The sequence below is a fragment of the Mangrovivirga cuniculi genome (genome assembly GCF_005166025.1).
Lineage (GTDB): Bacteria > Bacteroidota > Bacteroidia > Cytophagales > Cyclobacteriaceae > Mangrovivirga > Mangrovivirga cuniculi.
Genome location: NZ_CP028923.1, coordinates 2,921,087 through 2,934,051, shown reverse-complemented (window position 1 = coordinate 2,934,051; position 12,965 = coordinate 2,921,087). Strand labels below are relative to the sequence as shown.

General features: G+C 31.9%; 17 protein-coding genes. All 17 read right to left on the bottom strand.

Going from position 1 to position 12,965, the window contains the following annotated elements:
- Nucleotides 1-58: 58 nt before the first annotated feature.
- Nucleotides 59-499: a hypothetical protein gene (locus tag DCC35_RS12790; RefSeq protein WP_137091177.1), complete on the bottom strand. Its 441-nt coding sequence runs from the start codon at nt 497-499 to the stop codon at nt 59-61.
- A 71-nt stretch (nt 500-570) separates the two neighbouring features.
- Nucleotides 571-1,008 carry a DUF4274 domain-containing protein gene (locus DCC35_RS12785; RefSeq protein WP_137091176.1) on the bottom strand — a complete coding sequence of 146 codons (438 nt, stop codon included), beginning with the start codon at nt 1,006-1,008 and terminating at the stop codon, nt 571-573.
- A gap of 132 nt (nt 1,009-1,140) precedes the next feature.
- A complete protein-coding gene (locus DCC35_RS12780) occupies nt 1,141-2,289 on the bottom strand; it encodes an alpha/beta hydrolase-fold protein (RefSeq protein ID WP_137091175.1) in 1,149 nt (382 codons plus the stop codon).
- Nucleotides 2,290-2,336: 47 nt separating this feature from the next.
- Nucleotides 2,337-2,501: a hypothetical protein gene (locus tag DCC35_RS20715; protein WP_175402816.1), complete on the bottom strand. Its 165-nt coding sequence runs from the start codon at nt 2,499-2,501 to the stop codon at nt 2,337-2,339.
- Nucleotides 2,482-2,781, bottom strand: a complete 300-nt coding sequence (locus DCC35_RS12775; protein ID WP_137091174.1) for a hypothetical protein — start codon at nt 2,779-2,781, stop codon at nt 2,482-2,484. The genes DCC35_RS20715 and DCC35_RS12775 overlap by 20 nt, the downstream gene beginning before the upstream one ends.
- A 148-nt stretch (nt 2,782-2,929) precedes the next feature.
- Complete coding sequence (locus DCC35_RS12770; protein WP_137091173.1) at nt 2,930-3,226, bottom strand: HigA family addiction module antitoxin; 297 nt, start codon at nt 3,224-3,226, stop codon at nt 2,930-2,932.
- 2 nt (nt 3,227-3,228) lie between these two features.
- Entirely contained in the window at nt 3,229-3,510 is a 282-nt protein-coding gene (locus DCC35_RS12765) for a type II toxin-antitoxin system RelE/ParE family toxin (RefSeq protein ID WP_137091172.1), read from the bottom strand.
- Between the two features lie 188 nt (nt 3,511-3,698).
- Entirely contained in the window at nt 3,699-4,355 is a 657-nt protein-coding gene (locus DCC35_RS12760) for an EF-Tu C-terminal domain-related protein (RefSeq protein ID WP_137091171.1), read from the bottom strand.
- Between the two features lie 118 nt (nt 4,356-4,473).
- Nucleotides 4,474-4,926: a hypothetical protein gene (locus tag DCC35_RS12755; RefSeq protein ID WP_137091170.1), complete on the bottom strand. Its 453-nt coding sequence runs from the start codon at nt 4,924-4,926 to the stop codon at nt 4,474-4,476.
- Between the two features lie 157 nt (nt 4,927-5,083).
- Complete coding sequence (locus DCC35_RS12750) at nt 5,084-5,530, bottom strand: hypothetical protein (RefSeq protein WP_137091169.1); 447 nt, start codon at nt 5,528-5,530, stop codon at nt 5,084-5,086.
- A 217-nt stretch (nt 5,531-5,747) separates the two neighbouring features.
- Entirely contained in the window at nt 5,748-6,746 is a 999-nt protein-coding gene (locus DCC35_RS12745; protein ID WP_137091168.1) for a hypothetical protein, read from the bottom strand.
- 471 nt (nt 6,747-7,217) lie between these two features.
- Nucleotides 7,218-7,712, bottom strand: coding sequence for a hypothetical protein (locus tag DCC35_RS12740; RefSeq protein ID WP_137091167.1), 495 nt, complete (start codon nt 7,710-7,712; stop codon nt 7,218-7,220).
- A gap of 69 nt (nt 7,713-7,781) precedes the next feature.
- A complete protein-coding gene (locus DCC35_RS12735) occupies nt 7,782-8,375 on the bottom strand; it encodes a HEAT repeat domain-containing protein (RefSeq protein ID WP_137091166.1) in 594 nt (197 codons plus the stop codon).
- 209 nt (nt 8,376-8,584) lie between these two features.
- Nucleotides 8,585-9,067, bottom strand: a complete 483-nt coding sequence (locus tag DCC35_RS12730) for a hypothetical protein (RefSeq protein WP_137091165.1) — start codon at nt 9,065-9,067, stop codon at nt 8,585-8,587.
- A gap of 710 nt (nt 9,068-9,777) precedes the next feature.
- Nucleotides 9,778-10,422, bottom strand: coding sequence for a hypothetical protein (locus tag DCC35_RS12725; RefSeq protein ID WP_137091164.1), 645 nt, complete (start codon nt 10,420-10,422; stop codon nt 9,778-9,780).
- 578 nt (nt 10,423-11,000) lie between these two features.
- Nucleotides 11,001-11,939, bottom strand: coding sequence for a CBASS system CD-NTase-associated NAD(+) hydrolase Cap12 (gene cap12 / locus DCC35_RS12720; protein ID WP_137091163.1), 939 nt, complete (start codon nt 11,937-11,939; stop codon nt 11,001-11,003).
- Nucleotides 11,939-12,958: a hypothetical protein gene (locus DCC35_RS12715; RefSeq protein ID WP_137091162.1), complete on the bottom strand. Its 1,020-nt coding sequence runs from the start codon at nt 12,956-12,958 to the stop codon at nt 11,939-11,941. Before DCC35_RS12715 ends, cap12 begins: the two co-directional genes overlap by 1 nt.
- Nucleotides 12,959-12,965 lie beyond the last annotated feature (7 nt).

Here is a 12,965-nt window from a genome sequence, read left to right as displayed (position 1 = left end):
AAATGCACGATATCCAAAAATAATAGCCTCAATTTAAAATCAAAAAGCTGTTATTGTTTTATGGGATCTTAATTTTGGTACTTCGTTCCCACTTGCTTTTATAATACTTGCAAAGCGTGAATTTATCCTCTTCTGGTTTATTTATTGGTATTAGTTCGTTATCCTTTAATTGGTATTTTTTATCAAGGAGTTCATTTGTCTGTTTTGGTAAAAGGATTAAAAACCTGCCATTTGTATTCCAGTTTCCTGCTATAAATCCATTCGCCTGGCTACAACCATGATAACTGAAACGGAAAGTACTGTCTTTCATTAAGACAAGTGACTTTCCATAAAAACCAAAATCACCGCAGTAGGAGTAAAGAACTTGTTTGTTTTGTCTTTCGTTCGTGAAATAGAGTAGAATACCACTTAATATGGCTGTGAGGACTATTATTGCAATCAGGTTCGTTCGTCCATTCGAATATCTGGCTTTTCTACTATTTGAAAAATATCTACTCATTTTTTTACTGTGTGTTCAACAATTAAAATAACAAGCGTAGCTTGAAAGGAGTCATGATTTGTAATACATTGTTATCTGTTTTTTACTCCTTCTACCGGTTTATAAGGTGCTTCTGGAATTCCACACTTTTTATATTTATATATTGACACCCTGCTTAGTCCAGGATTGAAACTAACTGCGCCTTCCTTATAAGTTTCATTTATTAATTTGTCTCCAATCATTTCGCAAAAATTAACCCAATCTCCATTGTATTCATCCTTCGCTATTTCTCCTTTATGATAAACAATACCCTCCGCTAACCAAAACAAAGTTAGAGCTGTTCCTTTATCACAATATGGATGATTTGCAATAATTGAGGGAAGTTCAAATCCGTCATCCCAGTTGTATGTCTCAGCACTTTCTTTGAGAAAAAAAGGGTTGTTAGACTCTTTAATTGATTTTATCCATTTTTTAAGGTTGTTATTACCTTCAAAGGAATTTATCAAATGTTTTTCTTTATCATTTAGCATAATTAAAGACAATGTTTTGCGTATATGACCTTTGGCGGTTTTTAGAGTGCTTTCTTTTCGGCTTACAACAAACTTACTTAAAAGCAAAAAACATAAATTTAAAAATTTTTCCGCTATAAATTATATAAGCTGTTACCAGCTGTTTTTTATTTTTTCAGTTCGTATTTCTTTCAGAATTTCACTCTTTCCTTCCCAAGTATTTTCAACTGTTTCCAAAAGAAACTCTGCCTTTTCTAAATACTCTTTTGATTTTGCTTTGTCTTTATTAGCTGTTAACTCGTAGAGCGATAAATAAAATTCGTAATAGTTAGGGTAATATTGTATTCCCAATTTATATATTTCTGTAGTTATGTCAATATAATCACTATTCCAGTATCTCGAAGCGATTCCATTAATTTCAGCTATTTCAGCTGGATAAAAAGAATTTCCAATTTTTGATGCTGCGATTACTTTTTTAACTTCATTTTCTGGCTTTTCGGGTGTAGAAATCAATTTATATTCTTCATTAACTTTTGCAATATGCGAGAATCTACCTCTAAAATTTTCAAATACTCTTGTTAGAAGAATTGGTGTTGATACTATTGGTACAGCATTATGTGCGGAATAGTCGGCTTCAAACACTTTGATTGAATTAAAAAAGGCTGGATGCTTTATTTTTAGTTCATTATACTTTCTTCGATGATAGTAGTCTTTACTTCGTGATATTCCACCTATACTTATCAAAATTTTGCTTTTTTCAATTTTATTATTTTCTCGGAAACTTGTAACTAACAACTCCAATTCATCAAGTGGCGTGTTTGCTATTACAGAAGTGTAATAGTCTGGATGTTTGTAATATGAATAGAGTGAAAATGATGCTGAAAAGGAGTGACCAATAATTACTTTAATATTACTTGGATTATACTTTAAAAGCTTTTTGTCAAGTTCTTTCGTAATGAAAGCATCAAGGGGTAATTCTTTTTTTAAATCTACAATTCCACATTCTTTCTTCCGGTTTTTATGAGGAACAACAACTACTATTGCATTTGGGATTTCGTGCGTATATTGTAAATATTTTATGTCTGAAAGTATCGGATTTATAAACCATTCATGTTGTCCATCAAGTAAATATATTACTGGAAGCTTTACAGAATCCGATTTATATTTGTAAAAATCTGGTTTGTGAACATATACGGTTCTTACTTCTTGAAATGCTTTTGAGTAAAAAGTTAGTGTATCTACTTCCTGTCCATATGTTGTTGATGAAATGATAAATAATAACAATAATCTTGCAATTTTCATCTGCGAGTGTTTTTTAATGCTTGCTAACGTAGTGTTGGTAGTATTATTTATTTATAGTAATCCTTCACTTCAGTCCCAATTCTAAAAGCTTTTCTATCAATTAATTCTCCATTATCTGAATAGAAATACTTGATAGTTAAGCCGATTTCTCCTGAACCAAATCCAGATTTTTTTATTATTTGTCCATTATTGTTATAAAAGAATTTTTCCATTCTTGTCATATATTTCCCTTCTATGATAGGCAAATTTTGTGTTGCTTTGACATTGATTGTATTTCAACTGAGACACTAAAATGTCATTTTTATCATATGAATTGAAAATTATCTCACAAGCCTTTTTCGTTGAATCAATTTTGATAATATCATTTATTCTATTTTTTATGATATCACTATGGAAATAATCGAATCGAGTAAATAAAGATCCATTTTCTTTATCCTGAGCATAGGAATTAGAATAAAAAGCAAAAAATCCAATTAATAAAAGTAATCTCATCTATTATAGCTCTATATTACTACTACCGTCCGATGCATGAGTTTGTGGCGGATTATCGTGCCGATTTCGCGTCCGATAGGACAGTGAAATCCAGCGAGAATCCGGTGCCTGACCTGGCAGTACTGCCGACATAACTGCATACATGCTGTTAGGCTACGTTACTATAATTTTTAATGTCCTGTATTTCTTGTTTTGATTTCTCTTTTTGTTCTTCTAGATCAAAATCGTCCTGTAACCCCATCCAGAATTTAGCTGAGGTCCCAAAAAACTTTGAAAACCTTAGTGCAGTATCAGCAGTGATTCTTCTTCTACCATGAATAATTTCACTTATTCTTGTCTGAGGAATAAAAGTTTCCTTTGATAATCTATATGCACTTATATTTAAAGGCTCTAAAAATTCTTCTTTAAGAACTTCTCCAGGATGTATATTAGGTAGCTTTTTCATAATTAATGATAATCAACAATTGAAACATCAAAAGCATCATTGTTTTCCCATCTGAAAATTATTCTCCACTGCTTATTAATTCTAATACTATGATAATCTTTAAGATCACCAGATAGTTTTTCTAATTTGTTAGCAGGAGGAATTCTTAAATCATTTATTGAAAATGAGTTGTTAATCATTCTTAGCTTACGTCTGCCGATTCTTTGAATGTCCTCTGGAAGTTTTTTTGATCTTACTCCATCAAAGACTTTCTCAGTTTCTTTATCTCCAAATGTCTTTATCAATGCTTACTCTATTCGTTACTAACGTTAAAGATAAGTAAATAGTTGCTTATGTCAAAATTAATGTAGCCTAACGGTTTGCATATGGCTTGTGGCGGTTTCGGAGCACTTACTTGTCGGCCGAAACCAATGCTAGCTAAGGAGCGAAACCTTGCTGGCAGCCGTTCACCCGCCATAAGCTATATGCTGTGTTACCTGCTGGCTTTTTTTAATTTTTCATTTATTATCTGCTTAATTCTTCCGGTTCCAATAACAGTCGCTCCTTCTCTAAATTCAAATTCCATATTCTCACTCAGTTTATTTTCGAAAAAGTCTGCTGATAAAATGTTTATTTCTGCTTCGACTGTGTCGCCAGGAAAAACAAGTTCTCTATCAATAAAGGTTTGTTGACCCGAAGTCTGCATTTCTTCAAAATCAAATTTTACCTGCGGTCTATAACCTGATCTAGCTGCTGTTTTTCGTCCCCCTTGTTCCGTAGACTTGTATGTTAATGTTGCTATGAAGTCAGCCTTTGAATGGTCAGACTCAAATTTGTTGTTGTGGAAGTATTCCCAAGCATAACTTTCGATTTCACCACCTGTCAATTCATTTCCGTTTTCATCTTCAATTTTATATGTTTCTTGTCGTTCTCCAATTTGAGCTTCACCGTCAAGTCCTAACAAAGTTGTATAAAATGCATCTCTTAGAACGCCATTCAATATTTGTCGAATTTTTTCAGTCTTCTGCTCGTCAAGTTTTAAGTCTTTAATCAGTTTAGAAACATCACTTTCGCTGTCTGAATTTAGATATAAGTCCACAAGGGATTTTCGTTCTAAATAAAAATTCTTTGCAAATTCTTCAGGTGTCATTTTATCTGTTGTGTCGTCTTTTTAGCTTGCTGGTAACGGCCAGGCTAGCTTGTGCAGTTTGGGTCAGTGTACTGGCCCTTGCGGGGCTGTGGATGCTCGCCATTGTTATGGGGTGGCTTTATTTAATTTCTATACCAACTGTTTGAATATCAAAAGTTTTAAATAGATCTAAGATATTTTCTTCAGTTGCATTTATCAATTCATTATCAGTCTGTAATTTCAGATACCTTATATTGTCTTTCAATATTTTAGCTTCGTCTTCATTTGTTAATGTAAAATTCAAATCACGTCCAATCCACAATGCTTGACCACTACTTAGTTTACAGCTAATTATTTTGGTTTCACTTTCAAATGTGAAATCGTAAGCTTTTTTTATTTCAATTATATTCATGTCTTTATCAAATTCTACAATTCTTGGGTCCGTTACAAATGGTTCGGAGTTGGAATGTTCTTTTGTTTGATATTCCACATGTAAAGGCTGTTCGGAGTTGTTAAAAATATAAAAGTCTGTATTGTATGAACAGCCGGTTAAGGTGATGATAATGATAATTGAAATTAGAAGCTGTTTCATTTTATTTTAGCTTGCCCATAACGTTCGATGTATGAGTTGAGGCGGATTATCGTGCCGATTTCGCGTCCGATAGGACATTGAAATCCAGCGAGAATCCGTCGCTTGAGCTAACTCTACTGCCGTCATAACTGCATACATGCTGTTATGCCAAGGTTGTTTATTTTTTCCTATTCAATATTGTGTTTCTAAAATCATCAATTTTTGAAGAGTCTGATCCAATCCAAAATGAGATTTCAGAATTAATTCCATTGTTGTTCAAATAATTAATTTCATACAAGTAAAATAAAAATATACCCAAAATTTTTTGCTTCCTAGTAGTCCAATTAATATTCTGTACATTATTAATTGGTATTTGAATGGTCTCTTTATTTCTTGTTATATAAAGGTAATCAGTATCATAGTAAATTTCATTATTGTCCTTAAATCCATTGATTATAGTTAATAACAGAATTATCCCAATTATTATTGTTACAACTAAAGGGGTCCCAGTTTTTAATTCTTCACTGAATTCTATAATGTAAAAGATAAAAAATATTGATAATGACAATGGGGTAAATATATTTAGAAATTTATTGTTTGATGATAATCTTACTCTTGTGTCCATTAATTGAGTTTAATTTGGCATAACGATTACTGTATGTTTCGTGGCTGAATTAAAGGTAGTGAAATTTCGGTTTAACACTGAGTCAATCTGCAAGATTGACTTCCTAAATTTATCCTCCAAAGCTAGTCAATCTTGCAGATTGACGGGATTTCTACGAAGAACCAAAGCCTCTGAAACCACTAACCAGCCATGAAATATACAGCGTGTTATGCACTTTTCATTCATAAACGAAAAGTTGATTTGTAAATGTTTCGTGTAGAAATACCTTATCCATAGCAATAATTGGACTTTTGAAATTGTATGTTTCAATGTTGTCCAATTGGTAAATCGCTTCGTAAGTCATGTTATTCAGAGAAATTGAATGGATTTCGTCTTTGTAATGGTTTTTATCAAATCTGCTAAAAGCGTTTAATTTGTCGTTTTTAATACTGGTAAGTGGTATTGAAAAATTTGATTTAGAATTAAATTTCAAGGAATTAATTTCATTACCTGTTTCAGGATCTATTTCTACTAATTTGTTGTCTTGAATAATAAAGATTCGGTTCTTGTCTTGAAAAAATAGCCAAGGAATATCACGGACCCATTTCTTGACTCCTTTTTTTAAGTCAATTGCTAATAGTGAATGAGATGTATCGAATCCAGATTTTTTACTAATGTTTAGTATTAAGTTGGTTCCTGAAATTAGAAATTGATTAGGGTATTTTTGAAACTTTTCGTTTTCTGAAAACTCAAAATACCATTCAGTACTCATTGTTTCAATATTTAGAAAAGATAAACCACCTTTTTTAGAATAGATCATTCCATTTTCAAATTCTGATACAGGAATTGAATCTCCAGGAATATGTTTGTGAAATACTAAATCTTTACTTAAAACAGAAAGCACCTTGGTTTTAGATGAATCTAAGCTTAATACGTAGAAAAAATTCTGTCCATAGACATTACATCCAAGAAGTGAAAATTCCCCTTCTATTTCGTTCCGTTCTAAAGTCTTTATGTTAATAGATTTTAGTGATTCCAGATTTTTGCTTTGGTAGAATATTTTATTGTCATACTTTTCATAATATTCTACATCAGACAAGTGTTTGTTAAGTGAACCACTCAAACTCAGCAAACTTAGATCTCCATTATTATAATGAACCCATAAATTCTCATCATAGAGTCTGATACTTTTAATATCTGGAATCTTTTGACTCAGCTTTAAATTTAATGATTTCATAGCATGTTGTGCATAACGGTAATAATATGAGCAGAGCGGGCTTTAAAGCGGTTTCGTATCAAGTTACAAAGTAGCCAAAGCTGCACCTTAATTAAATAGTCAAATCGGCAGATTTGGCGGGGCTGATTAAAACCACCACCGCTCGAGCACACACAGAAACCGCTATTGCTTATATTTAGTGTTGCCAGCATGTGCTTTATTTCTCATGTTTTATTATCAAATATAATCCAGTTACAATAATCCACGTTATTAAACAATCAATAATCAGGTTATTAATATTCCAACCTGAATTTGGGATTGGACAATCTACTATAAATTCATGATAGTAGTTAAACGGGAAACCTATTTTATGGTCAAAGCTTTCGTATCTATGAAGAGGTGAATTTATTTGAGTCAAGATGGTTATGAACGAAATTGAAAAGAATACCAAAACAGACAATAGTGTACCAGTTATGAATTTCTTAATCATTGTTAATATGTTTTCGAGTTAACCAATTGTCCATTTCTATACTCATTTTCTCCGACCATTGTATCTGCCTTATAAATATATTCAATCCGATGTCCTAATTCTCCTGAGCTAAATCCTTCTTTCGCTATTATCCGATTCAATGAGTCATATTCGTAAATATATTGATGCCATAAAATCCCTTTATAGTCAAAACTTTGCTCTAAAACCTTTTTCTCGGCTATGTTATAAACCTCTATTCTTTTACCCATTAATCCAAGGCTTGAATACTTATTTAAAGAAGTAATTTTCACAATCTTGTTGTTCTTATCATATCCGATAATTCGCTCAAGACCTGTTGAATCATTGAACAAAGTGTCAATATTTATTATTCTAATATCCGCATTTTCTAGAATCTGAAAATTATTCATTTCTAGTTTATTCGGCTCTTTATCCTGTGCTATTAAATTTAATCCAATACCAAGTAGAATAAATATCAATATGTTTATTGGAACTCTCATGTCTCTTTGCATTGCTGGCAACGTAAAAGCTAAGCGGCGAACCCCATCCCTCGGGGTGGGGGATGACTCTTAGCTATTGTTGATTGCCTGTTTCAGTTTTTTAATTGTTTTATTCTTTATCCTTGCTTCATAAAGTCCCTTTTTAACCTCTGTATTTTGAATTGGTTCAATTGCTCTGATATCTCCCCATTTACCTAATTCCTCAATTGCATGACCTCTAATAGACTCATCTTGCAAAGACTCTATTAATATATTAAAAGATTCTTCGGTGTTGATTTTTCTTAAAGTACTCATTAACATTTGCCTAGCCATTCCGATATCCTTATTCCTACAAATTTTAAGAATATCATTATAAACAGATTTATCATCAATGATATTTAAGGCATTACCAACTGTCCATAAATCCAAATTGGGATAATTGTTCGAATTATTAAGAATATCTATTAATTTCTTAGAAACTCCTTTAATCCCCTTTTCTGGTAAAGCCCTAATTACCATTTCTAATTCATTCCCTGATAATAAATCAATAAATTCTATCAGGATGGTTTGATAAGGTTTTGAAGAAACATTTGTATTCACCAATACTTCTAAAGGATCCATATTCCGTGTTTGAATTAATCCTTTGTTTTTTAATTCTATATTTAGTGATTCGATATTATTCATCCTAATGGAAATCAACGTTTAGTATATGGCAAGTAGGGCAGTAGAAAGCAATAAACTTTCAAGTCTCCACTGAGCCAAAACGTTGTATTTTGTTTTTAATTTATTCATTCTTAAAAGCCAAATCAACGATTTGGCGGTGGTTGTAAATAATAGAGAATTTTCGTTAACCACTGAACGCCCTATTTGCTATATACCGTGTTATGCTCTTTTTAATGTACATAATTCCCAAAGGCGAAATGAGCACTCCCATCTTCAAAGTCTATAAATAGATATTTGACTATGCTTCCATCAATACTGTCAATAGTATATTCAGTAAGGGTTAACTTTTTCTCTCCAAAGTATTCAAGAATCTCCAATTTCACCTTATTAATTAGTTCGTTCAAGTTTTCTAAATGATATTCAGATTTGAAAATATCAGGTGCTTTATTATCAAGTTTAAGATGTTCTAATGACCATTCAAAATAGCGATTCAGATGTGATTCAAAATTGTTTTTAAGTTCAGTCTTAGTTTCTAAAATATTTTCCATTGAATTTTCTCCTATCCAATGTTCTTTAAATAAATCTGATGGGTTAGGTTTGTTTTCTAAATCTATATTTAACCATATTATCGTTGGGTTATATCCGTCAGATAATACTCCAAAGAAATCACTTAGGTATCCTACTATGCTTGTTAGATGTTTTTCTTGATCCATTATTTCATTGAGCATAACGTCAAGGCTATGTGTCCGCCGAAACCTACGGCTACTTAAAAAACGCATAGCTGACACCCAAAGATAATAGCCGCAACTGAAAAACAAAACGGTGGCATATAGGTGCTGTTATGCTCATCATTTTTTACTTAAAAATAAATATATTGATTGTCCAATTAAAAATATTTGAGCAATCCCTACCATCGCAAAAGTCCACCAATCAAATCTACCTAATTTCCCAAAAACAAAAAGGATTAATGGGAGTGTCATTATGAATCCCCCAAGTATGTTAAGGAGTTTTATAATTGGTGATTTATTTAAATTGAATATGCTGTTCTTTAGTAAAGTAAGTGATATTATTAAAGGGAGGATAATAAGAATAGATAAGGGAGCCAGATAGTGTGATTCCACATCTAATAATAGAATATTGATAATCCATAAACCGCACAAAAGAATACTTATGTCGCAGAATATCCGAATTATATTTTTTTTAAGATCTTTCTCCATATAAATCAATTTGTGCCACTGTTATTTAAGTTTTAGCAAAAACTATATTATCAGTTAAATTTTACGAGCTCCCATTTTAAGTTAAAAGTCAATAATCTATTAAGACGTATTTTGAGTCAATTCATGTTGAGCATAACGTTCAAGCTAAGCGGCGTACCCCATCCCTCGGGGTGGGGTATGATGCTTAGGTGCTGTTATAGATCCGTTTATTCCTGTTTTATAAATGTTCCATCATTCCATACCAATTCAATGGTTTGTCCAAGTTTATATTCTTCGTATTCTTTAGGGAAGAATAATTCAATATATTGAGAATCAATAATTAAATTTTTACCTTTTTGTGGTAATATAAATCCCAAGTCATAACTATAAAATGATTTGATAATTTCGTCAACATTGAGACCATCATTAATCATTTTATCAATATCTATAAAATCATTTATTGTAACTGTAGGCAGAATATTGAACAATTCTTGATAGATTAATTTTGAGTTATGCCGTCTAAAAAACTTTATATTCTCATCACATATTGGTCCACATGTTTGATGATAATAAGCAATCAATTGCCCTCCATTTGATAAATTCCAATATACAAGTCCAACATAAAATTCTCCTGCTCCACCGTATGAGAGAAATCCATTATTGGGTTCATATATAGATAAATAATATTTTTGTGAACCTACTCCTGGATCATACCCCCTTTCATAAGAATAGAAGTTTTTTATCATCAATTCTTTATCATCCTTACTTAAATTGTCATATTTCGATAATTGAATGAATATATCCTTTAGTGTTTGAGAATGAGAATAATTATAACTTATTATCACAAAAAAAATAAAAAATAATCTCTTCATAGTTGATTTTTAATGATCTATAACGTCAAGGCTATGTGTCCGCCGAAACATACGGCTACATAAAAAACGCATAGCTGATCTTCAAAGATAATCGCTCCATCTGAAAAACAAAACGGTGGGACATAACCATTGTTATATGTCGTTTCTTCATCCGGTAAGGCTGAGAACATCATCCAATATGAATGGCAGAGGCCGGGGCAGGAGGCAGGCAGCTAGTTTCATCCTCTATCCATTACCTTAAACAGCCCTAACTGGTGAAAAAAGTTTAGTGCCAAAAAGCAGGTACCAGATCATAAATTCAGATTCCCTTTAATCCGATTCATAAAAACCATCATTCGTCTGATCGAAAATAAAAAAATTTTTCTCCTGGACTCAATTGATGGTATAAGTGGTGGATTTCCCCGAAATCCACTATGGAAAGAATAAAGAAAAGCAGTGAATTAATTTGACTCTAAACAGCCCGGGTGAGCACTAAACTCTAATGACATATAACGCTTAATGTATGAATCTGTAGCTTTGGTTCGTGCGATTGCCTTGCGCGGCTATGATTACATACATGATGTTAGCAGCTGGGATTGTTATTTTATGTCCTCTCGTTTAATTTCTAAAAATTCATCAAATCCGCTTCTTAAAGCAAGTTGTTTAATAGAATATATGAATCTTTCTAACTCTCTATTAATTATTTGGTCATAATCAGCACTCATTTGATTGAAGTCCTGTGGAAGTAAATTTGAAATCGCATAATTTATACCCGAAAGAACCGTTGGGAAATCAATAAATATAAGTTTCCCATCTTTAATTTCTGTTTCAAGGTTTATAAATCTGGGTCTTCCTGCGTAATTAAAAGATACAGATTTAGTCTTAAACCCTCTTTTTAACTGTTCAAACTGAAGGTTAACGTCAGAATTTAATCTTTTTGGTATGATGATTTGAATCTTACACTCGGAATACTTCTTACCATCTTCTTCAAATCCTCCATTCTCAATAATAAATTTACATGTTGGGGAAATAAGGTTTTCAAAATATACTGAAGCAAGTGTTGATGAAGGGAAAAAATTTATATCAGAATCAATTTGGCTTTTAAACATTTCTGCAACCTGAGAAATTGCTGTGATAAAACTTGAAACTTCTCCTTTTTCAAATCTTGCTAATGAAATCCCTGATATATCTGAAAGAACTTTTAATTCCTTATCTACGACAAATGCACACTTTGAAAGTCCGAGCCGTCCAATAAAAAGACCCAGTTCGAATAAAACATTGTCTCTAGGTTGCATTACAATACTTTCTCGATATTCTACTTTATCATCTGTTGTACCTAACAAAATACCAAAGTCAAATTGAAGAGAGGCTTTAAGTAAGTCATTTAAAAAATTATTATTTATTTTGAATATAGATGAGTCCCAAACACTATCATTCCAAATAGTTACCTCAAAATCCTTTTCAAGAATTGCTTTTGCGGAAGTGGCAAGTTTCAACTCTTCGGAAGAAGAGCCGATAAAAATTCTTTTCTTTCTCATTATGAATATATTAATTCTCCTTTTTGAAAATAGCCTAAGTAAAGCTCCTTATGCACATCAGCTATTAATTCATCTAAATCTGATTTAATTGTTTTCATTCCATCAATAGTATCATCTTTTAGAGGTTTTTCAGTGCCATTGGGGCTTTCAACGTTTCTTCGATATTCCGGATCATTTATTAACTTTTGAAGTTGGTTGCTAATTGCTTTGGCTATATCAATTTCTTTACCTTTAAGAAAATATAGTTCACTGTTCTGAATCGAGTGAACAATCGTTGTTAAATGAAAGCTGCTTAAATCAATTTCTTCATTATCAGCTTTTAAAGTCTTTAGTAACCTAATTCCTTTTCGTGAACCATCATTTGTATTATCTCCTTTTGTATTCACCTGGCTTATGTGAGCAAAGGGATAGTCTAATATTCTTTCATCTTCAGTAAAATCGAATAAATAAACTCCCCGATAATACTCGTTAAGTGTATCTTCATATTTCTTGGAATTAAACCAAAAGCAAAAAACAATATCCACTTTCCTGTTCAAAGATTTATTGAAAATAGAAATGTTCTTTTTCCCGCTCTTATCTACTTCGTCATAGATATTATCCATTATTTTCTCTGATTGACTCCTGAGTTTCTTTATATCAGAATTTGGTTCAGAGTCAGTATATGGGTTGTTATTTGGAACACCAATTCCATTAAAATGGTAACGATCTATAATAGTAAGTAGATCAAAGTCACTATGCACTTTAATATTTGTAGAAGTAGTCACCGAACCTTGGGTTCTATAAGCCCTAGAAAAGTGCAAATCATATCCATTTTCTAGGTGCTTTTGAACTCTCTTAGCAGCTTCAAGAGTTCGATCATTATATTTTTTATCTATTTTCACCATAGATTCCATTAAATACTTAATATTCTTTGGAATACTGGTAGAACTGAATGATTTGGTTAATACAGACTCATTCAATTCTTTATCGAATCGTCTTGCTTGAAGATTCTGTAGTCGTCTTTCGTAATCTATTGCCATTTCATTT